A 20250-nucleotide genomic window follows, 5' to 3' on the forward strand; every position below is an offset into this window, starting at 1 on the left:
CCGACCGCCTGCTTCCTCAGGCGCAGTCGAGGCCCATCCCACGTGATCCAGATCATCGACCGGAGCGCGCGGAGGCCACCAGGCTGCCGGGAGGGACGGCCCTCGCATGGACGGTGTGCCCAGGGGCACCAGGACTGCGACGTCCAGGACCGGGAGGCTACGTGTTCGACGGCTTTGAGCTGACGCGGTGCGAGGGGGACGGCGTCCACCTGAGGGTGCGTCACGTGGGGAGTGGCCCAGCGGTGCTGTTGCTCCATGGGCATCCACGTACGCATGCGACCTGGCACCGCGTCGCTCCGTTGCTGGCCAGGGCAGGTCTCACCGTGGTCTGCCCAGATCTGCGCGGCTACGGGGAGTCCGGCAAACCCGCCTCCGACCCGGAACACCGTCCGTACTCCAAGCGCGCCATGGCCGGCGATTGCCTGGCGGTCATGCGCCGCCTGGGGCACGACCGGTTCGCCGTGGTGGGGCACGACCGGGGTGCGTACGTGGCCACCCGTCTCGCTCTGGACCACCCGCAGGCCGTGTCCACCGCCAGTGTGCTGGACGCCGTTCCGATCGGGGAAGCCCTGCGGCGCTGCGACGCGGGGTTCGCTGCGAGCTGGTGGCACTGGTTCTTCCTGGGGCAGACCGACAAGCCCGCCGAACGCATCATCAACGCCGACCCCGACGCCTGGTACCGCGCCACGAGCGAGGAGATGGGCGCCGAGGCGTACGAGGACTTCCGACGTGCGATCCATGATCCGGCCACCGTGCACGCCATGTGTGAGGACTACCGCGCCGGCCTCGGCGTCGACCGCGAGCACGACGACGCCGACCAGCGGGCCGGGCGGCGCATCACCTGTCCTCTACAGGTGCTGTGGGCCACCCATGACGACATGGTCGATCTCTACGGCGACGTGCTGGAAGTCTGGCGCGACTGGGTGGGCGACCGACTCGAAGGAGGCCCGATCGACTCCGGCCATCACATGGCCGAAGAAGCCCCCGAGGCCCTCGCGGCGGCCCTGCTCGGCTTCTGGCGGAGTACCGGTTGGCATGACGACCGAGCGGAACACGACTGACTCGTTCGACGACGCCTGTCGGACCGGAAGGAAATGCGCGTTTCTTCTGTCGACGACCGGACCTCGGGTAAGGGTCCAGCCGGCCGTCGCACGGGCCTGTCCCTCGGCTGAGTGGCAGGGCGCCGGCCACCGCTGTGGCCCGACCGCCGCCCGGCAGCTCATGGAGGGAGCCGGGCGGCGATCCTGGCCCGCGGCCCGCGGCCCGCGGCCCGCGTGACGCCGCCGCCCAGAGCCCACGGCACGCGGTTCAGGCGCTCAGGGCCTGCTCAGTGGTGTCGTGGCAGGGGATGAGGGTGTCGACGCCGACCAGCTGCAGCACACGCAGGACGGAGTGCTGGGCCCCGGCGATGCGCATCCACCCGTTCGCGCCGCTCACCTGCTGGTGCGCGGTGACGAAGACGTTGATGCCGCTGGAGTCCATGAACGTCACGCCGCTGAGATCCGCGACGATCCGCGGCGGCACCGCCCCGTCGTCGATGAGCAGGGCTGCGCTGAGCACGTCCTGGACGTCGTGGTCGATCTCGCCCCGCAGCGTCACGACACGGATGTCTCCCGCCATGCGGTGTTCGGCGTGGAGCCGGCCCGGCCGGTCCGCTTCCTCGATGTGGGTCACCGTCTCCTCAAATGTGCTTAGGCTTGCCCGGTCAGAACGTGCGCGGATGATTCTGCCCCACCGCCCCGGCCCGATGCACCTGAGCGGCTGTGCCGAACAACACCTTCGCGGCATGCGGGGTGGCGAAACGGGGTACCGGCGCGCGTGAACGGGGAGTGAGGGCGAGGCCAGTGGGACCTGATGTCGACGGTGACGGCTGTACAGCGCCGCAGGAGTACCTCATGCGTGCCGCGTATGCGCTGGGGGGAGACGACAGCTGCATCGCGGACGCCCGACATCACGCCGTCGCCTTCCTCGATCAGGCGAGTGACGGCCATCACCTGCCCGTCTCCGCCCGAGCGAGGGATCTCACCCAGCTGGTCGTCAGCGAGCTGGTGACCAACACGCGGAAGTACGCTCCCGGGCCCGTCCTGCTGGAACTGCGCGTCACCGCCCGCAGCGTGGAAGTCATCGTCTGGGACAGTGACCCGACGGTCCCCACAGCCCGGGCCGCCGACCCCAGCAGGATCGGCCAGCACGGCCTGGAGATCGTGAAGGCCGTGGTCGAGGACTTCGAGATACAGCGCGAGCCGGTGGGCAAACGCATCACCGCCCGCATCGCTCTCGCAGACAGCCCCGGCGGCGCCCCACGGGGCGAGGTGGCGGCAGACCGCGACGGGGTGGCCGGACCCTAGCCGGGCGATGCGACAGGCCGGTTCCGTCACCTTCTGAGCCGCTCTCGCCGAGTGGGGTGATCGTGATGGAGGCCTTGTCTGCGCAGGAGCCGAGTCGCCGCGTCCGGGCGGACCGACCGTCTCGAGGGGCAGGGCCCGGGGGGTCCCGCGCGGCTGTCAGGGCGTGCCGAGGCACCGTAGCAAGGTGTCGACCACGACGTTCGCCGCCTGTGCGGGGCTCGGTTCCGGCATCTGCCGGCACACCGGATGCATGAGCTGGGGCACCAGAGCGTTCGGACCGCGCCGAGCGAACGAGGCCGCTATCGGGCGGGCCTCTTCGGCCCGGTCCACGGCGTCGCCGGCAATCACCGGCCCGCACGGTCGGCATTCGCTCCTCCATCGTCGAGAAGACCGCCCGGCTGCCTGATCCGCCGAACAGCGGGCCTCGGTCCGGCCGGCGTCCTCACGGGCGCCGGCCGACGGTCGTTCTCCGGACGGTGAGTGGGCTCCCGGGGTGCCGGCGGACCGGGCGCGGGCGGCCCGCTCGATCACATCGGCGACGAGGTGGGGAGGGGAGTGGCGACCGAGTGGGAGACGGCGGCCTCGGTGACGTGCGGGTAGGCACGCTCGGTGATCAAGCGCTGGACGGTGGCGTGGGTGTTGCGGTCGCGGGTGGTGACGATGTCCCAGATCGGCTTGGTCTTCCACGCGGCGCTGGTGGCATTCTCGGGGGTGGTGGTCGAGGACGCTGCGGAGCGCGGCGGCGTCAAGGGCGGAGCCGCGCAGCGCGGGCTGGCGGGGGCGACGACCGGAAGAACAGGACCGGCCGTGCGTGCCGAGACCGCACCGGTCGCCAGTCGCTCGCGTCCACCGTTGTCGCTCAGCACGACCAACCCCTTTTCAGGCGTTCCGACGATGAGCGGACCGGACGCCCCGTCGTCGCCGTCCGTAGCGAAATGGTCGGATCGATTCGTCACCTGTCAAGATGGTGATTACAGGGGACGGTTGATGTGCGAGGCTGGTGCCGCGTGGGCGAACACGGACAAGAAAGGTGAGCGCCATGAGCGATGTCGAAGAGAGGGCGCTGCTGGCCGGCGGCTGCTTCTGGGGCGTGCAGGAGCTGATCAGGTCGCTTCCCGGGGTGATCCGCACCCGGGTCGGTTACAGCGGTGACGATGGCAAGCCCAACCCCACCTACCGTGACCACGGAAAGCATGCGGAGTCGATCGAAATCGTGTTCGATCCGACCGCCACCGACTATCGCGCGATCCTGGAGTACTTCTTCCAGATTCACGACCCGACCACGAGGAACAGGCAGGGCAACGACATCGGCATGAGCTACCGCTCCGCCATCTTCTACCTCGACGACGAGCAGCGGCGCGTCGCGCAGGACACCATCGCCGATGTCGAGGCGTCCGGACTGTGGCCGGGCCCCGTGGTGACCGAGGTCGTGCCGGCCGGTGCGTTCTGGGAGGCCGAGCCGGAGCACCAGGACTACCTCCAGCGGTACCCGGAGGGCTACACCTGCCACTTCCCGCGCCCGAACTGGCGGCTCCCCAGGCGCGGTTAGCGCGGAGCGCCGACGTGGCCGGGAAGGGTGTTCGCCCTTCCCGGCCACGCGTCGTTTCCACTCCGTTCCGGTGAGGTCTTCTTCCGTGCGCGATACGCCGCTGCCTTGATCTTGTTGCCGCACGACTCCATGCCGCACCACTGCCGCCGCATGCCGCGGGAGCGATCGATGTAGACGCGCGTGCACTCGGGGTTGCCGCACTCCTTCAGCAGGGGGACGTCCGGGCCGCTGAGCAGTTCGACCGCCCGCCGGGCCACCGTGGCCAGGGCCTGTTCGGGCGTCGCGTCGGTGTGCCGGCCGGTCAGGGTGAGCTGCGGTGTCGGGGGCGTCTTGCGCGCTGCCGCGTTCAGCACGGCGAGCGCCTCGCGGTCGAAGTCCTCACCCAGGCGACGGTTCGTGACGAGTCGGTAGATCACCTCGCGCACGGTGGTCGCTTCCCGGACGTCCTCCTCTTTGCCGGGTGTGATCGTGTCCACGAGCCCGGACTCCAGGTACCAGGCGTTCAGGCGTTCCGGCGTCACGAGCATCTCGAACCGTGTCGAGCGCCGGGCACGCAGAGTGGCCACGAAGTCGAGGGCGGGGTGTCCGCAGACGAAAACGTGATCAAGTTGCACGTCACCATTTTGACAAGTGACTCCCCTGTGAGGCAAGAAGCGTCACCGCTTCGGGTGGTGCCCTCGGGACGCCGAAGAGCCGCCGGCCGGGCACCCCGTCTGCGGCCAGGCGCAGGGCGCCCCGCGGGACGACATGCGTGCGACCGCCCTCGCGCCGCACCGAGCATCCGATCCCCTTCCGGCCCTCGCCTCCCACGGGCCGAGCCACCCTGTCGTAGCCGACGGCCGGTTCACCGGACATCGGCGTGAGGGTCGCCGGTGGCTTCGTCTTCGCTCCGGTCTCCGTCCGGTCGCGCGCGGCGGTGCCGGCGGCTCGCGCCGGCTGGCCGCCTGCCGACACCACCCTCGTCACCAGCGCCCCGGCCACCACAGCGGCCGGTGCTGCCGTTCTCGCGCGTGCCGTGGAGCTCCCTCGCGTTCCCCCCGCCGCCGTGTGCTCCGCTACCTCGCGCGAGGACCCCGTTCGGTTCTCGGCGGTGCTCGGCAGTCGTAGTCACGTCAGCAAGGGCTCCGCCACACCCCGAGTTCCGGCTTCTTCACCATCGACGACAGCCTCAGCCGTCGGGACTCGGCACAGAAACCGCTCCGCGGCTCCGTGTACTCCACGTGGAACACCGCCTTGCCGGCCGCGATGAACGGGGAGAGCTCGCCGCACTCGTCGTACTGGGCGCACTCCTCGTTGACCGCGAAGTCGAAGTGGGCCACGAGCTGCGGGATTTGGGGAAGGTCGTTCTTCAGGCCCACGGACAGTCCTCGCTCGTGCGCGATGGCCGCGATCATGCGGTTGTATCTCAGTTGGTCGCCTGCGGTGAGGGGGAAACCGGTGTCGTTGCCGTAGCCCTCCACCAGGTCGGGCTCCACGGCGTCGAATCCCTTGTCGCGACACATGCCGAAGCGGCGTTCCATGATCGGTCGCAGGACGGTCAGCTGCCGGATGTCCAGCCATCGTTCGCCCGCCCATCCGTTGGGCTCGCCGAGCACCGAGTGCGGGAAGGCACCCCGGTCAGGGCGGAAGTCCTCCCACGCGCCGACGTTGATGTAACAGATGACTTTCCTCCCCGCGCGGTGCAGCCGGGCCACGTCCGCCGCGGAGTTCTCGAATCCGTCGATGTCGTAGACCGGCACGTCGGCGGAGGCGTCGACCTTGCCGTCGAGCTGCCACTGCCAGGAGAGGCCCGGGCGGGGTTTCCACACGGCTGTGGAGGGTGCGGGGGAGGTGGACGGCCGCGACGCGGAAGGGGAGTGGCTCGGCGAGGTCGCCGGTCCTTCCGGCTCGGGTGCCGGCGGCCGGGAGGGGGTTGCCGTGCGCGGTGCGGCCGGCATCGTGCCGTGCGCGTCGGCGGGTCGCTCCGCGCTGCCGGAGCAGCCCGTCAGCCCCGCGGCCGCCAGCGCGGTCAGCAGGGCCACGCAGGACAGACGCCTCCTCCTCATCGCTCCGCTCCGGTGAGAGCGGGAGTCAACTGCGCCCAGGGGTTGGGTGGTTCACCCGTGACGGGGCCGCAGACCGCCGCTCCCCGCTCGTGTGCGGTGCGCACGGCGAGGGGAACGAGTGCCTCGGGTACGCCGTAGACGAGGTGGCACAGCCGGTCGGGTGCGTGCCGCGCGGTCCACGCAGGCCGGCTGAAGGCGGAGACGTACGTCGACCAGTGGCCCTCGAAGGTGACGGTCAGGTCGGCGAGGCGGGCGTACCCCGGGGCGGGGTGGACCCCGGGGTTGAGGACGACCGTGCTCACACCCAGGCGGCGCAGTGTCCGCACCAGGCGGCGGCATCCCGGCAGCCCGTCGGCGGTCGCCGTCACCCGGTCGAGGAAGCAGCCGTCCGCCGCGTACCACTCCCGGTGCCGGCGCGCGTCCTCGGTGATGTCGGCGGGGTCGCGCACCCCGTAGTCGGTGTCGACGTAGCCCAGCAGACGCGCTCCCGCGGCCCGCAGCGCACCGGCCGCAGCGGTGAACGCCGGGTCGGGGGTCTCGCCCGGGCCGCTCGCCGGGTTGAGGACGACCCCGTACGTGCGGGGCGCGGCGGTGATCAGCCGGTGCCAGGCACCCGGGTCCTCGGCCGGATGGACGTACAGCGGAATCAGCAGGTTCACGGTGTGCGGCAGCCTTCCCACAGCGTGGCCAGCGCGTCGTCGAGGGTGTGGGCGGGGCGCCAGCCCAGGGCCCGCCCGGCGGCGGTGATGTCCGAACACTGCCACGACACCCGCGCGGAACGGGCCGAGCCGGCCGAGCTCGCCGTGGTCTCCTCGATCCAGCCGCGGAACCCGGCCAGGCCGGCCAGCCCCCGCACCAGGTCGCGCACCGGCACGGCCCGGCCCCCGCCGATGTTGAGCACGGGCGGCAGCGGGTCCGGAGCCGTGGCCGCGAGCACCGCCGCCCGCGTCACGTCGCGTACGTCGACGAAGTCGCGGTAGGCCGACAGGTCACCGAGCCGCAGCACCGCCTCCGGGCCGGGGCCGGCCTCGCGCAGCAGACCGGCGATCCGCCCGGGCAGCCCGGTGGGCGGCGCTCCGGGACCCACCGGATTGCCCACCCGCAGCACCACCGCATCCAGGCCGGAGGCGGTCACCGCGACCGTGCCCGCGAGCTTGGTCGCGCCGTAGGGGCCGACCGGGCGGGTGGCCGCCGACTCCGTCACCGGGTCGTCCGGGGTGCCGGGGCCGTATTCGGCGGCCGAGCCCAGGTGCACCAGGCGGGCCGCGGGGGCCGCCTCGCGCAGTGCGGCACACAACACCGCCGGGCCGCGGGCGTTGACCTCGGCGAGGGTGACGGCGTCACCGCCGGTGGCGCCCGCGCAGTTGACGACGATGTCGGGTGCGGCCGTCGTGAGCGTCTTCGCCAGCTGTTCCGGACGGACCCGGGCCAGATCGACGTCGAGGTCGGCGGAGGGCGACCGGCCACCGCCGAGGACCAGCGCGCCCGGCAGGTCGCGCAGCCGCTCGGTGACGTGAACGCCGAGATAGCCGGTGAAGCCCAGGACGAGAATGCGCATGACGTGCTCAGGCTCCCTTGAGCAGCAGCGACTTGCGGCTGGTGAACTCGGCGTTGGCCCGGTCGTAGTCGTCCGGGCGGCCGATGTCGAGCCAGTACCCGTCGAAGTCGTAGGCGTGCGGCTGGTTGTCGGTCCTGAGCAGGTCGAGCACCAACTCGTCGAAACCGAGCGGGAGTCCGGGCGTGTAGCCGTCGAGGGTGGCGCGGGACAGGCCGTAGACGCCCATGGAGACGCGGTAGTCCATGCTCGGCTTCTCGGTGAACGCGACGACCTTGCTGGCGTCGGTGGTCAGCACCCCGAAGTCGATGTGCACCGTGCGGGCGTACGTGGCGATGGTCAGCGGGGCGCCGGACGCGCGGTGCCGGCGCAGGACGTCGGCGTAGTCGAGGTCGGTCAGGACATCGCCGTTCATCACCAGGAACGTCTCCGGCAGGCGGTCGCGCAGGGTGAGCAGCGGGCCCATGGTGCCCAGCGGGTTCTCCTCGGTGGCGTAGTCGACGGCCAGGCCCCACTGGGAGCCGTCGCCGACGTAGGCGCGGATGATCTCGCCGAGGTGGCCGATCGCTATGGTGCAACTGGTGAAGCCGGCCGCGGAAAGCTGGCGCAGCACGATCTCCAGAATGGCGTGCTGGTCGCCGATGGGGACGAGCGGCTTGGGCAGCGCCGTGGTGTAGGGCCGCAGCCGGACGCCCTTGCCTCCCGCCAGGATCACTGCGTGCATGGGGCTCCTCCTTCGTGAACGCTTCGTGGACGTGCGCAGACGTGACGGACGAGATCCGCTGTGAGGTGTCAGATGTTGTAGATGCCGGTCTTGTAGCGGGCGAGGTTGGCCGGGTCGCGGAAGAACTCCACGGTGTGCGCGAGGCCTTCCTCCAGGGTGTGGGCGGGCTGCCAGCCGGTCGCGTCGGCGAGCCGGCTCGCGTCGGCGACCAGGCGCATCACCTCGGAGTTGGCGGGGCGGATGCGGGCCTCGTCCTCGCGCACGTCGAGCGCGGTGTCCATCACCTTGCCGATCAGCCCGACCAGGTCGCCGACCGAGATCTCCCCGCCGGTACCGGCGTTGAAGGTGCGGCCCACGACCTGGTCGGCGGGCGCGGTGCCCACGGCGAGGAAGGCCTGCGCGGTGTCCCTGACGAAGGTGAAGTCCCGGGTGGGGCGCAGGTCGCCGAGGGTGATCGTGCGTTCTCCCGCGGCGACCTGCCCGATGACGGTGGGGATGACGGCGCGCATGGACTGACGCGGACCGAAGGTGTTGAAGGGCCGCAGTGTGACGACCGGGGTGTCGAAACTGGCATGGTAGCTGTCGGCCAGCCGATCCCCGCCCGCCTTCGAAGCTGCGTACGGCGACTGGGTGTTGATGGGGTGGTCCTCGGTGATGGGCACGGTCTGCGCGGTGCCGTACGTCTCGCTGGTGGAGGTGTGCACCAGCCGGGGCGTGCCGAGGGCGCGCACGGCTTCCAGCACGTTGAGGGTGCCGGTGACGTTGGTGTCCACGTAGCTGTGCGGGGCCTGGTAGGAGTACGGGATCGCGATCAGAGCGGCCAGGTGGTAGGCCGTGTCGGCGCCTTCGAGGAGACCGCGGACGGAACCGGGGTCCCGGACGTCGCCGAGGACGATCTCCACCTGGTCCAGGACGTCCGGACGCAGCGTCTCCAGCCATCCGTACGAGGAGAAGGAGTTGTACTGGGCCATGGCCCTGACCCGGTGTCCGGAGGCCACCAGGGCCTCGGTGAGGTGAGAGCCGATGAAGCCCTCGGCTCCGGTGACGGCGGCGAGCGGTGCGGAGGTCAACTGGGTGGTCCCTTCGAGGAGAGGCGGGCAGGGTCAGGCGTGCGGGGCGGGCCGGCCGAGCAGCCACAACGCACACGCCGACAGGCACAGGGCGGCGGCGCCGCAGCTGAGGGGCAGCGCCAGGGCCGTGCCCGGTGGCAGCCGGAACAGGACGACCGCTCCGGCCCCGCCGGCTGCCGCGAGGCAGATCCCCGCCGACGACCAGGCCGCTCCGAATGCCTGGAGCAGCAGCGCGGTCCACAGGACGGCGGCGAGCAGCAGCAGGGCGACGGGGTCGGCGCCGGTGAGCAGGGCCGCGGGCAGCAACGGTGCGAGGTAGGCGATCAGGCAGAGGCCGAGGATGCCGGCCGAGCGCAGCAGGAACCCGGCGGGCGTGGCGGTGGCGCGCAGCGCGGCGACCGACAGTCCGCGGTAGCGGTACAGCAGCCATTCCGCCGGCCCCATGCTCAGCGTCAGCACGATCACCGCGTACGGTTCCTCGCGCCCCTCCAGTAGCACCAGCACCCCGGCGGCCAGCCCGAACAGGCCGTACGGCAGTGACCACAACAGGCGTGGCCGGGTCGCACCGGCGGAGGCCGGGAGGGCGAGGGCATCGCGCAGGACCCAGCCGGTGACGGTGAGCGTGGCCAGCAGCGCCAGCAGCGGCAGCCCGGTCCGGAGAGCGGGGCCGGGCTCCCACCACGGCAGGACGCAAGCACCGGCGAGCAGCGGGCTGAGCGCGGCCAGCAGCAGCCGTTCCCGCCCCAGCACCAACAGAACACCGGCGGCCGCCAGGTACGCGGACTGCGCGGCGGCCACCAGGGTCACCGGTCCGCCGTCCGCGGGCAGCGCGGCCACCGCCGTGGCCACCACCGCTCCCGCGGGCGCGCCGGCCAGGAGGGTTCGGCCCGCCTCCCGGCGTCCGGTCGCCATCCGCAGGTGCGCGCGGTGACCGAGTGCCTGCCCCCACGCCCAGGACACGAGTCCGGCCACGATGAGGGCGGGGGCGTGCCCGCCGGCGTTCCACAACGGGGCCGTCAGCAGGTAGGCGAGGCCCGGCAGGGCGAACAACACGCCCCGCAGCAGACAGCGCAGGGTGTCGGGGCGCCAGGGGTCGGGCCCGGGGGCGGGCTCGGGGAAGGTGCGCGGCACCCGTTCGTACAGCGCGGAGGCGAGGGAGAACAGGTTCGGGTGTCCGTACCGTTCGTTGATCAGCGAGGCGGACAGTCCCTCCGCCTCCAGCAGCGCGGCCACCTCGTAGGGGTGGACGGCGGGACCTATGCGGTCGGCGAGTTCCGCGGCGAGTTCACTGACCGCCTCCTCGCCGGAGCCGCGCCGGGGCAGCCTGATGGCGAGCGTGGTGTCGTCGAGCGCCCAGGGCGGCCGACGGCGTGGCGAGCGGGTGGTGCCGGCCAGGCGGATCGCCAGGGTGTCCTGTTCGGACCCCCCGGGTTCCAGGGATATCGGCCCGCTCACAGGGCGAGGCTTCCCGTGCCGTGGACGGCCGGGAGCGACGTCCTGACCGTCGTGGGCATCACCGTCGACTCCTGCGCTGGCCGGGCGAGTTCCAGATAGACGGACCGAAACGTGTCGATGGTCTGCCGGAGGGTGAACTGCTCGATGACCCGTAGCCGGGCCGCCTCGCCCATCGCTCTGCGCCGTCCTGGATCGCCCAGCAACTCCAGCGCGGCCGTGCCCATCGCCACGGGATCGCGCGGAGGCACCACGAGCCCGGTGTCGCCGACGGCCTCGCGGACACCGCCCACGTCGGTGGAGACGGTCGCCCGTCCGCAGGACATGGCCTCGATCAATGTGAAGGGGAAGCCCTCGCTGATGCTGGAGAGCATCACGACGTTTCCGGCGGCGTAGGCGTCCTTGATGTCGTCGACGCGCCCTTCGAAGGTGACGGCGTCGGCGTGTCCGAGCTCGGCGGCCAGGGCCTCGCAGCGTTCCCGGTAGGCCTCTCCGCCTCGCGGTGTCCCGCCGAACAGCCGTAGCCGCGCGTGCGGGAGCCGGTCGCGGACGACGGCGAAGGCCCGGATGAGGGTCTCCAGATCCTTGATGGGGTCGACGCGGCCGGCCCAGCTGAGGGTGGGTATGTCCGGTTCGGGCCCGGCCGCCGGGAACGCGGCGGGGTCGACGCCGTTGTAGACCGTGCGGATCGACTCCGGGTCGGCGCCGCCCTCCTCCTCCCACAGCCGGTTGTAACGGTTGCCGGGTGTGATCAGGGCGGCGCGTCGGTAGCTCTCCTGGGCGAGCAGCCGGAAGAACCCGAGGATCACGGCCTTCACGGGCCAGCGGTAGGGAGCGGTGCGGTAGCCGAGGTAGCGCTCACGCAGATAGACCCCGTGCTCGGTCAACAGCAGCGGAACGCCGTGGCGTTGGAGGGCGGCGAGGCCCGGCAGGACGGCGACCCCGCCGCTGACCGCGTGGGCGACCCCGCTCTCGGGCGCAGGCGCGGCCAGCGGACGCAGGGCGTGCTCCAGCAGGGAGGTCGCGGTGAGCGCGTCGTGCAGCGTGGGCTGCGCCTCGCGCACGGCGAGACCGGGGCGGTTCCACAGCGCGGCGAGGATCGCGATCGCCCGGTCGCCGCGCAGGAAAGGGCTCAGCGTCCCCTCCGTCGCCACCCGTGCCAGCGCGTACAGGGCGGGCGCGAACTCGTCCTCGGCGCGCGGGTCGAGCAGGGCGGTGAGGAACCGCTCGTATGCGGCCACCAGTTGGTTACGGGACCGACCCCGGGGCGGGCGGCCCTCGGGCGGGGCGCCCCACATGGGTACGGACCGCACGCTGGAGACGTGTGCGGGCAGGTCCCATACGACCGGCTCACGTCCGGTGCCCGTGACGGCGATGACGTCGAAGGCGAGGTCCGGCATGCCATGGACGAGCTGGTCGCACCAGACGCTGACGCCGCCGTGGCTGTGCGGGTAGGTGCCTTCGGTGAGCAGGGTGACGCGCGTCGCTCCGGTATGTCGCGCGCCCTGGGGAACGGGCATCGATGTGCTCCACGGCCGAGGTGTGGGGTGGTTCGGAACGGTCCCGGCCGCCGGGGGCGGCCAGGACCTCAGGTCGGTCTTGGGCGGGTGCGCCGTTCAGTCGTCCGCGGGGTGGGCCACCGGGTCGGCGACACCTGCGGGGACCCGGGTCCGGGGGGCGGGGCCGGTGGCCCGGGTGGGCTTCGAGGCGTCGGCGGCCGGAGCCGTCGCGGACGCCGGCAGTGCCAGAGCGAGCGGGGAACCCGTGGAGCGCGTCCAGCCGGACACCGCCCCCGCGTACGCCTCGCCGAACGCGGCGCCGGCCAGTGTGGTGCCGGTGGGCAGGGTCGCGGTGACGGCCAGCCCGGCCGGTGCGTCGACGGTCACCGTGTCGCCGACGCGGTAGGCGGTGACCTGTCCGGCCCGGAGCGCGGCCTGCCAGTCGGCCCGGCGCTTCAGTTCGGCGCCGATGTCCTGCATCCGCGGGTTCACCACGGGCGTGTCCTCGGCGAACAGTGCCTCGTAGCCGTCCAGGACGCCGTCGAGCACGGGGTAGGCGATGCGGTCCTCGGCCAGGTTCGACTGGTGGATGAAGTGCGGCTTGGGGTCGTTGGCCAGGACGTGCCCCAGGGCGATCCGCGTCTCCAGCGGGACGATGTGGTCGGCGTAGCCGGTGGTGACGTCCAGTGGCGCCGCCAGACAGGTGGTGGTGGCCGGGTTGTCGTCACAGATGCCGCTGCCGCCCTGGGCGCGGCTGGTGTAGATCCAGTTGTACTCGTCGACCTGCTCGGCCGCCCGGCCGGCGTTGTAGAAGACGTTCATCGGGTAGCGGGGGACGGTGGTGGCCGGACCGACCTGCCGCTGGGCGGGCTCACGGGAGTTGTCCGAGCCGAGCCAGGTGATGTCGTTGTCGTCGAGGGCGAGCGCCAGGTTGGGGTTGTCCACGGGCTGCTGCGGCAGCACCTTCATGCCGGAGTGCTCACCGGTGACCAACTCGCCGTGCACCAGCGGCAGTCCGGCTCTCGCACCCCAGACCCGGTTGGTGGCGATCTCGTCGGAGATGTCGTTGCGGCTCATCCACCGGGTGCTGCCGTCGGCGTTGGTCGCGCACTTCCAGGGCACCACGGTCGTGTCCTGCACGCAGCCGAGGAAGGGATGCGAGTAGGTGTGGTTGATCCAGCGGAACTCGCCCCGTCGGGCGATCAGCCGGTCGGCCAGCGGGTCGGCGCCGTTGTGGTCCTCGCGATGGTCGGCGCTGCCGGCACCGTTGTAGGCGAAGTCGAGGGTGAAGTCCTTGTCGTTCTGCCAGTCGACGGCGTGGTCGACGTCGCCGGGCGTCATCCGGATCGGGTCGGGCGTCGCGTCGGGGTCTGCGCAGTCGACGTCGCCGGGCGTGCAGTTGAGCTGACTGTTCCAGCGGTCGTCGGCGGCGAACACATCGTCGACGTGGACGGAGAAGTAGTTCCGTGAGGCGCCCAGGTGCACACCACCGGTCATCCACTCGACGATGCCGCGGGCCAGGAGGCGGAACTGCTGCTGGTACTGGTTGTAGACGAAGGTGACGACCAGTTCGCGCCGTCCGTCGTGCCGGTACTCGCCCACCAGCGTGCCCTTGGCGGACTGGCCGGGGATCACCGCTTCCACGTACGGGGTGAAGGCGGCGCCCGCCACGGGCTTCGACAGGTAGGCGTAACTCTCGCCGACGGCCGGGTCGTTGTCTTCGAAGGGCACCGGCCCGTCGAGATAGCCGAAGGGGCCCGACTTGCCTGCGGCGGTCACCTCCGCCCGCCTGCCGTCGATGCTGCCGGAGTAGCCCCCGTTGACCGGGTACTGCAGGCCGGCTTCGGGACGGGCGTAGGTGTAGGCGTCGACCTGGGGAACGTCGTAGGTCTGCTCGTACGCCGCCAGTGCCGCCATCTCGGATGAGCCGGCCGGGAAGGGGTTGTCGTTGGGCAGTACGACGGCCTGGAACTTGGCGCGCGGCCGGCCGTCGGCGGTGTCCGCGAGGAAGTCCGCGTCGATCAGGGTCCGGCCGGACTCCGTGAGGTCGATCCGGGTGTACGGCGTACCGGCCGCGGTCAGTTCGGCGGCTATCGCGTCGGTGGACGGGCCGCCGTCGCTCACCACCAGCACCCGCAGGTCGATACGGGGCGTGGTGTCGGCGTGTGCCGTACCCGCCTGCAGGCCCAGTGCGGCGATCAGCGCGCCCACCGTGAGCACAGTGGTGCCAAAGGTCCGCTTCATGCGGTGACGTCCCCTCCCCGGGCAGGGGTGAGCACGGCCCCGTGGAGCGGACGCACCCCCTTGCGTGCCGCCGGCGTCCCCCTCAGAAGCCAGTTCGTCACGCATCCGTTCGTGTCACATAGTGATGTCTCTGTGGAGATTTAGCGGTCATGTTGCGGAACATGACGGAAAAGCGCAGGCGACGAAATGGGCACTCTCGGACGCGAAACGTGCCGTCCCCGGTGGTCGGGAGAAACCGGGCCCGGTGGGTGTGCATGCCCGGCGCGCAGGTCCGGGGCTGGTCCGGGCCCTGCGCGGCGCACCGGCGGGCCTGGAGGGCCCGCCGGTCGGAGTGCCGGTGGTTCAGACCAGGGCGGGGGTCTGGACACGAGGGCTTTCAAGTCACGAGCGCCGCGGTTCGGACGGAGAGTCAGGAGCAGAGCACTCGCGTGACGGGCGTGTAGACCGGGCCGCCGCTGACGTTCGTCGAGTCGCTGAACTCGGCGTAGAAGTACGAGTAGAAGCCGATGTTGCCGTTGCAGCCGGAGTCGGCGGCGACGTTCAGCGACAGGGTGACCGTACGGCTCTGGCCGGGCGGGATGGTGGCGCCGTAGTTGGAGCCGAGATTGGCCGGGCCGGTCCCGGAGCAGGGGGTGGAGCCGTTCGCGGTGGCCAGGCTGCACCCGGTGAAGCTGTACTTCAGATCGGGGCGCTGCGTGGTCAGCCACGTCGGTTCGATCGTCTGGTACACGAACCAGACGTCGTAGGTGTTGTGGTTGGTGATGGTCATCGACAGGTTCACCGTGCCGCCGGGTGTGGTGGTGGCGCTGTCGGTGGCGAACGTCAGCTCTGCCGGCGCCGGGTCGGCGGCGCTCGCGCTGGGGGCCAGGCCGAACACGGCGAGCGCGAGGGCGAGAACGGCACCGAGGCCGAAACGTCTCATCAGGGGTGATCGCATGGCCTGGGAGGCTAGGCAGGGCCTCGGCGCAGCGTCTGCCCCACGGGGAGGGTGCGGTCGGCCACCCGGCTGGAAGAGCTCATCACGTGGATGCCGTGTGATGAAAATGAGGAGGTTCCGCTGGAGTCCGTTTGCCCAGGCAGTCGGCGCGGGCGGGCGCGATGGTGTGGGCCGGGTGCCGCTGACGGCCTCCAGGGGCGAGAAGACGACATTGGCGCGTAACCACCCCGGCGGACTTCCGCCTCACCCGTGATCCCCCTGGGCTTCTCGGCCATCCGCCGGTTTCCGGCCCGCAGCACCTCACCCTTCGCACAGCCGGCGGCCTCACCTTCTGACGGCCTCCGCGATCTGCAGGGCGGTCCCGGAGGGGGTGAGATGCGTGGTGTCGATGACCTCGGCCTCGCGGCGCAGCCAGGTGCGGGCCGCCTCGGCGTAGGGCTCGAGGCGAGACAGGAGGAACGAGGAGGGACCGAGAACCGTGTCCCGTTCGATGCGCTCGCGGAGGGTGTCCTGATCGGCATGGAGGACGAAGTGCCGTACCGGATTGCCATGTTCGGCCAGGCCCGCGCTGATCTCACGCCAGTACTGCTCGACCAGAACGGTCATCGGCATCACCAGAGTGCCACCGGCGTAGTCGAGTACATGCCGGGCGGTCTCGACCACGAGCGGACGCCACGGCGGCCAGTGCTGGAAGTCGCCCGTCCAGGGCAACGCCGGCTTGATGTCCATGAGCGTCTCGCCGACCTTCTCGGCGTCGAACACCCATGAGTCCGGGATCAGTTGCTGCACGAGGACACTCGTGGTCGTCTTGCCTGCGCCGTGGGTTCCGTCGAGCCATACGATCACGGCCTCACGCCAGCGCCGCGCCGGCCACCGGGACGGGCGCGAGAAGAATCCGGTACGGCTTCGGCGCCGCAGGGACAGTTCGGGCCCTGCACGGGTCCGTCGAGGCTTCCCGGCCCGGCAGAATCGCGTGGCCGACCTCCGCGCACGGGGGATACGATCACCGGCAAGGCGGGGTCGTAGCACAGAGGTAATGCGCCGCGACAGCATCTCGGAGGACGTCGGTTCGAATCCGACCGCCCCGCCCCCTCTTCGCATACGCAGGACCGGCGACGGGCCGGTACCGGGGCTACTCCGCCCCGGACTCGAAGTCCTCCACGAGGTAGCTGTCGTACCGGATGCGAAACCGCTTGAGATCCCCGCCACCGCGCTGCGCCATCTCGGCCGGGGGTGTTCCAGGTACGACATGGTGCGCCCCTCTCGGCGGGTTCACCAGCAGGGTGGCCGTCGTTCCGGGATGCGGCTCCGGGCGCGCGGATGACCTTGGTGCGGCCTGGGCCGAGGGCTGGAGACCCGCGGCGGGCATCGGAGGCCGGCCACGGGCGGCTCGCCGGCCGTCTCCACCGTCGCGAGAGCCGTAGGGGCCGCCGCACGGGTGACGCGGGCGTGGGCACGAACACCCGGCCGGTGACGGCCGGCACGGTCGGACGTCGCGCGCGACTCACCGTGGGGCGCGTCATGCCTGGCCGACCTCGGTGAGCGGGACCGGGACGGCGTCCGTCATGAGCCGTCGGTGTGTGGAAGGGTGGAAGTGAAGTGATGACCGACCCAGTGATCCGAGTGCGGTGTGGATCTGTGCTGGTCGCCCGGGCTGTCCCTTTCGGCCGGGGCACGGGGTTTCCCTCGGCGCGTCTCCTGGCCGTCAGCAGGTCGCGTGGCGCATCGTGAACGGGTTGCTGACCTGCAAGGAGACCGCCGTTCGTGTCTGCTGACGCAGGCGGATGCGCCGGTGAGACAGGTCTGAGGGGCGAATGTGATGAGCCGAGCGAATCAGCATTCGGTGCCGGCGGGTGATCCGGACGAGGCCGTATCCGGTCCCAGCGGGCTGATGGACCTGCTGGGCGTCGCCGCGGTGCTGGTGGAGGCCGACGGCCGGATCGACATGTGGAGCCCGCAGGCCGAGGAACTGTTCGGCTACACCGGCGACGAGGCGGCCGGGCAGTACGCGGCCGCCCTGCTTCTCCATCCCGAACACCGGGAGGCGGGCATCAGGCTCTTCGCCGAGCTGATGGTCACGGGCCGAGGCTGGGCCGGGTCGTTCCCCGTCCGGCACAAGGACGGCAGCACCCGGATCGTCGAGTTCCGCAATATGCGGCTGACGGACAACCTCGGCGACCACTACGCGCTGGGGCTGGCCACCGACCGGGCCACGGTGCGGCAGGTGGAGCGCGAGGTGGCCCTGTCCAGCCAGCTGGTCACCCAGGCGCCGATCGGGCTGTCCGTCCTGGACACCGAGCTGCGGTACGTGGCCGTCAACGGGGCGCTGGCCTCGATGCACGGCGTCCCCGAGGCCGACCACATGGGCCGCTCGTTCCGGGAGATCCTGCCCGGCGCGCCGTTCACCACCACGGAGAACCAGATGCGGGAGGTCCTGCGGACCGGTCTGCCGTTGGTGGACAAGCAGGTGGTGGGCCGTACCCGCGCCGATCCGGACAACGACCACGCCTGGGCCGTGTCGCTCTACAGGCTGGAGGACCAGAGCGGACACGTGCTGGGGATCGCCAGCGTGGTGGTGGACGTCACCGACCGGTACGAAGCAGCCAGGCAGGCCGACCGGGCCCAGCAGCGGCTGCGCCTGATGGCCGACGGCTCGGCCCGCATCGGAACCACCCTGGAGGTGGAGCGGACCGCCCAGGAACTGGCGGACGTCCTGGTGCCCGACCTCGCCGACATGATCGCGGTGGACATCCTGGCCTCCGTCCTGCGGACGGGCCGCCCCGACCCCGGTGAGGGCCCGGCACTCTTCCGCGCACTGGCGGTGAAGACCGCCTACACCACCGACGCCTCGGAGGCGATCATCGCGCCCGGGCACCTCACCACCTACCACGCGGACCATCCGGCAGCCCACTGCCTGCGCACCCGCAAGCCCCTGCTGCTCACCCACCTCGACAGCGGCGACCTCATCCGCATCGCGGCCGACGACGTCGCCGCGGGCCTGCTCGCCCAAGCCGGTGTCCACAGCGACATGGCCGTCCCTCTCATCGCACGCGGACAGATCATCGGCGTCATGGGCCTGGCCCGCGCCCGCAACCCGCAGCCCTTCGACGAGGACGACCTCACCCTCGCCTGCGAGCTGGCCTCGTCCGCCGCGCTGAGCATCGACAACGCCATCCTTCACCAGCACATCCGCAGCGCCGCCGAGACCCTGCAACGCAGCCTGCTGCCCCAGCCCTCGCCTCGACGCCCGGGCCTGCAGATCGCCGCACGGTACCGGCCCGCGCAGGCGTTCAGCGAGGTCGGAGGCGACTGGTACGACATCATCGCCCTCAGCGACGACCGAACCGCCCTGGCGGTGGGCGACGTCATGGGCAGCGGTATCCCGGCCGCCACCGCCATGGGCCGGCTGCGTACCGCCACCTCCACCCTCGCCGACCTCGACCTCGCCCCGAGCCGGATCCTCACCCACCTCGACAAGATCACAGAGGGCCTCGACCCCTACCTGGCCACCTGCCTCTACGCGGTCTACGACCCGCGGCACCGCCGCTTGCAGGTGGCCTGTGCCGGCCATCTGCCCCCGGTCCTGGTGCGGGCCGGCCAACCAGCGGAACTGCTGGACCTGCCCACCGGCACCCCGCTGGGAGTGGGCAGTGGCCTCTTCGAGACCTCCGCGCTCGCCATGAACCCCGGTGATCAACTCGTCCTGTACACCGACGGACTGGTGGAGACCCGCGACGACCCCATCGACAAGCGTCTGGACGATCTCCTGCGCCTGCTGTCCCCGCCGTGCCGCTCCGCGGAGGAGACCTGCGACCGCCTGCTCGAACAGCTCCGGAAGCCCGCCGACCACGACGACGTCGCACTGCTCATCGCCCACGCGCAGCCGCTGGGATGAGCCACGCGTGATCGAGCGGAGGCGTCGGACCGGTGCCGGTGCGGCAAGGAGAGAATGAGGCGGCGATGATCGGCACGGTCTACCCGCGCGCGACCTCTGCCGAGAGCGGGCGAGCGTTGTAGGTGGCCCTTGGTTGGCCTGCTCTCGGCTTGTGTCGGGACACCCGGTCGCGCGAGAGTGCGGTGGACCGGGGTCGGCTCTTGACGGCGGGAGGGGGGCAGACGGGTGTGCAGGATGGATGTGGCCGCCAAAGAGGCGTCGATCGATCGGTTCCTCCACGAGTATCCGCAGGCAGCCGAGGCTCGCCGTGAGCATCCCGCCCTCTACGGATGTGAGGAGATCCGCTGGGCGGAGTTCCCCGGGTGCCCGGCCGGGATCCCGGTCCTGTTGCACGGTCTGCTTGATCAGGCAGCCGCGGCCGAGGCCAGCGTGTCCTCACCAACTCCATGTTCGGCATTGCCGAGATGAACCCCGCGATGCCGGAACTGCTGCCGTTCCTGCTCCGTCTCGCGGGCGACCCGGAACTTCCCGAGCGGTCCACACTGCTGGATCACCTGATCATGGCCGCCGACCACTCCGAGCCGGTCGATCCCACCGACGAGGTCATGGCGCTGTGGTTCGGCGTCGACAGCGAACATCCCGAGCGTGAGCGGTGCAGGGCCGTGTTCATGCGCCACGCGAGTGTGGTGGAGATGCTGCCGAACGGCCTGATCGCCCCGGACAGCCGTGCCAAGCTCAGGCGAGCGGCAGGACTTCTGTGACGCCCCGGCGTCACGGGCCACGCACGGCCGAAGAGGATGTGCGGCCCCGCCGAGCAACCGCCCACGATCCGGGCATCGCAGGCCGCCACGGCCCCGCAGCTCGGCAGCGCACGCCGCTGATCGCTTCCCCGGGGTCGTGTCCCCGGCCGTGCATCGGGCAGCGACCGGATC

Annotated in this window: 18 protein-coding genes and 1 tRNA gene; 6 read left to right on the plus strand and 13 right to left on the minus strand. The window is 71.4% G+C overall.

The features are described from left to right. Nucleotides 1–161 precede the first annotated feature (161 nt). Nucleotides 162–1061: an alpha/beta hydrolase gene (locus ACIQHQ_RS28865; protein ID WP_402617084.1), complete on the plus strand. Its 900-nt coding sequence runs from the start codon at nucleotides 162–164 to the stop codon at nucleotides 1059–1061. Between the two features lie 247 nt (nucleotides 1062–1308). On the opposite strand, the gene ACIQHQ_RS28870 is transcribed toward ACIQHQ_RS28865, so the two are convergent. Next, nucleotides 1309–1674, minus strand: coding sequence for an STAS domain-containing protein (locus tag ACIQHQ_RS28870; RefSeq protein ID WP_352114909.1), 366 nt, complete (start codon nucleotides 1672–1674; stop codon nucleotides 1309–1311). 221 nt (nucleotides 1675–1895) lie between these two features. Between ACIQHQ_RS28870 and ACIQHQ_RS28875 the strand changes: the two genes are divergently transcribed. Further along, nucleotides 1896–2348: an ATP-binding protein gene (locus ACIQHQ_RS28875; protein ID WP_402617088.1), complete on the plus strand. Its 453-nt coding sequence runs from the start codon at nucleotides 1896–1898 to the stop codon at nucleotides 2346–2348. A gap of 527 nt (nucleotides 2349–2875) precedes the next feature. Here the strand turns inward: ACIQHQ_RS28875 and ACIQHQ_RS28880 are convergent. Continuing rightward, a complete protein-coding gene (locus ACIQHQ_RS28880; protein ID WP_402617090.1) occupies nucleotides 2876–3214 on the minus strand; it encodes a hypothetical protein in 339 nt (112 codons plus the stop codon). Nucleotides 3215–3387: 173 nt separating this feature from the next. Between ACIQHQ_RS28880 and msrA the strand changes: the two genes are divergently transcribed. After that, complete coding sequence (msrA, locus tag ACIQHQ_RS28885; RefSeq protein ID WP_402617093.1) at nucleotides 3388–3897, plus strand: peptide-methionine (S)-S-oxide reductase MsrA; 510 nt, start codon at nucleotides 3388–3390, stop codon at nucleotides 3895–3897. On the opposite strand, the gene ACIQHQ_RS28890 is transcribed toward msrA, so the two are convergent. The 11 genes from ACIQHQ_RS28890 to ACIQHQ_RS28940 all read right to left on the minus strand — a co-directional run bounded on the left by ACIQHQ_RS28890 (nucleotide 3894) and on the right by ACIQHQ_RS28940 (nucleotide 16269). Continuing rightward, nucleotides 3894–4511 (minus strand): CGNR zinc finger domain-containing protein, encoded by a 618-nt coding sequence (locus ACIQHQ_RS28890; RefSeq protein WP_402617095.1) that lies wholly within the window; start codon nucleotides 4509–4511, stop codon nucleotides 3894–3896. The genes msrA and ACIQHQ_RS28890 overlap by 4 nt on opposite strands. 498 nt (nucleotides 4512–5009) lie before the next feature. Further along, nucleotides 5010–5942: an endo alpha-1,4 polygalactosaminidase gene (locus ACIQHQ_RS28895; protein ID WP_402617098.1), complete on the minus strand. Its 933-nt coding sequence runs from the start codon at nucleotides 5940–5942 to the stop codon at nucleotides 5010–5012. Next, on the minus strand, nucleotides 5939–6601 hold the full coding sequence (locus tag ACIQHQ_RS28900; protein ID WP_402617101.1) for a spherulation-specific family 4 protein: 663 nt from the start codon (nucleotides 6599–6601) through the stop codon (nucleotides 5939–5941). Before ACIQHQ_RS28900 ends, ACIQHQ_RS28895 begins: the two co-directional genes overlap by 4 nt. Continuing rightward, nucleotides 6598–7500, minus strand: a complete 903-nt coding sequence (locus ACIQHQ_RS28905; protein WP_402617104.1) for an NAD-dependent epimerase/dehydratase family protein — start codon at nucleotides 7498–7500, stop codon at nucleotides 6598–6600. The genes ACIQHQ_RS28900 and ACIQHQ_RS28905 overlap by 4 nt, the downstream gene beginning before the upstream one ends. A 7-nt stretch (nucleotides 7501–7507) precedes the next feature. Next, on the minus strand, nucleotides 7508–8221 hold the full coding sequence (locus ACIQHQ_RS28910; RefSeq protein WP_402617106.1) for an NDP-sugar synthase: 714 nt from the start codon (nucleotides 8219–8221) through the stop codon (nucleotides 7508–7510). A gap of 68 nt (nucleotides 8222–8289) precedes the next feature. Then, complete coding sequence (locus ACIQHQ_RS28915) at nucleotides 8290–9291, minus strand: GDP-mannose 4,6-dehydratase (protein ID WP_402617109.1); 1002 nt, start codon at nucleotides 9289–9291, stop codon at nucleotides 8290–8292. 33 nt (nucleotides 9292–9324) lie between these two features. Continuing rightward, entirely contained in the window at nucleotides 9325–10746 is a 1422-nt protein-coding gene (locus tag ACIQHQ_RS28920; protein WP_402617112.1) for a hypothetical protein, read from the minus strand. Then, nucleotides 10743–12263 (minus strand): GT4 family glycosyltransferase PelF, encoded by a 1521-nt coding sequence (gene pelF, locus ACIQHQ_RS28925; RefSeq protein WP_402617115.1) that lies wholly within the window; start codon nucleotides 12261–12263, stop codon nucleotides 10743–10745. The genes ACIQHQ_RS28920 and pelF overlap by 4 nt, the downstream gene beginning before the upstream one ends. Before the next feature lie 96 nt (nucleotides 12264–12359). Next, entirely contained in the window at nucleotides 12360–14486 is a 2127-nt protein-coding gene (locus ACIQHQ_RS28930; RefSeq protein ID WP_402617118.1) for a hypothetical protein, read from the minus strand. 409 nt (nucleotides 14487–14895) lie between these two features. Further along, complete coding sequence (locus ACIQHQ_RS28935) at nucleotides 14896–15423, minus strand: hypothetical protein (RefSeq protein ID WP_402617120.1); 528 nt, start codon at nucleotides 15421–15423, stop codon at nucleotides 14896–14898. Nucleotides 15424–15747: 324 nt separating this feature from the next. After that, nucleotides 15748–16269 (minus strand): ATP-binding protein, encoded by a 522-nt coding sequence (locus ACIQHQ_RS28940; protein ID WP_402617122.1) that lies wholly within the window; start codon nucleotides 16267–16269, stop codon nucleotides 15748–15750. Nucleotides 16270–16437: 168 nt separating this feature from the next. On the opposite strand from ACIQHQ_RS28940, the gene ACIQHQ_RS28945 reads away from it, so the two are divergent. From ACIQHQ_RS28945 to ACIQHQ_RS28955, 3 genes are all read left to right on the plus strand, one after another. Further along, nucleotides 16438–16512, plus strand: a tRNA-Leu gene (locus ACIQHQ_RS28945). 730 nt (nucleotides 16513–17242) lie between these two features. Next, nucleotides 17243–19318 (plus strand): SpoIIE family protein phosphatase, encoded by a 2076-nt coding sequence (locus ACIQHQ_RS28950; RefSeq protein WP_402617125.1) that lies wholly within the window; start codon nucleotides 17243–17245, stop codon nucleotides 19316–19318. 446 nt (nucleotides 19319–19764) lie between these two features. Then, a complete protein-coding gene (locus ACIQHQ_RS28955) occupies nucleotides 19765–20079 on the plus strand; it encodes a hypothetical protein (protein ID WP_402617129.1) in 315 nt (104 codons plus the stop codon). Nucleotides 20080–20250 lie beyond the last annotated feature (171 nt).

Origin of the sequence: Streptomyces sp. NPDC092370 (assembly GCF_044755265.1) — a bacterium.
Taxonomy (GTDB): Bacteria; Actinomycetota; Actinomycetes; order Streptomycetales; family Streptomycetaceae; genus Streptomyces.

What these genes read in the sequence shown, in the direction of transcription:
- ACIQHQ_RS28895 (WP_402617098.1), bottom strand. Translation starts at nt 5,942, where the DNA reads ATGAGGAGGAGGCGTCTGTCCTGCGTGGCCCTGCTGACCGCGCTGGCG.
- msrA (WP_402617093.1), top strand. Translation starts at nt 3,388, where the DNA reads ATGAGCGATGTCGAAGAGAGGGCGCTGCTGGCCGGCGGCTGCTTCTGG.
- ACIQHQ_RS28930 (WP_402617118.1), bottom strand. Translation starts at nt 14,486, where the DNA reads ATGAAGCGGACCTTTGGCACCACTGTGCTCACGGTGGGCGCGCTGATC.
- ACIQHQ_RS28910 (WP_402617106.1), bottom strand. Translation starts at nt 8,221, where the DNA reads ATGCACGCAGTGATCCTGGCGGGAGGCAAGGGCGTCCGGCTGCGGCCC.
- ACIQHQ_RS28955 (WP_402617129.1), top strand. Translation starts at nt 19,765, where the DNA reads ATGTTCGGCATTGCCGAGATGAACCCCGCGATGCCGGAACTGCTGCCG.
- ACIQHQ_RS28905 (WP_402617104.1), bottom strand. Translation starts at nt 7,500, where the DNA reads ATGCGCATTCTCGTCCTGGGCTTCACCGGCTATCTCGGCGTTCACGTC.
- pelF (WP_402617115.1), bottom strand. Translation starts at nt 12,263, where the DNA reads ATGCCCGTTCCCCAGGGCGCGCGACATACCGGAGCGACGCGCGTCACC.
- ACIQHQ_RS28875 (WP_402617088.1), top strand. Translation starts at nt 1,896, where the DNA reads ATGCGTGCCGCGTATGCGCTGGGGGGAGACGACAGCTGCATCGCGGAC.
- ACIQHQ_RS28950 (WP_402617125.1), top strand. Translation starts at nt 17,243, where the DNA reads ATGAGCCGAGCGAATCAGCATTCGGTGCCGGCGGGTGATCCGGACGAG.
- ACIQHQ_RS28935 (WP_402617120.1), bottom strand. Translation starts at nt 15,423, where the DNA reads ATGCGATCACCCCTGATGAGACGTTTCGGCCTCGGTGCCGTTCTCGCC.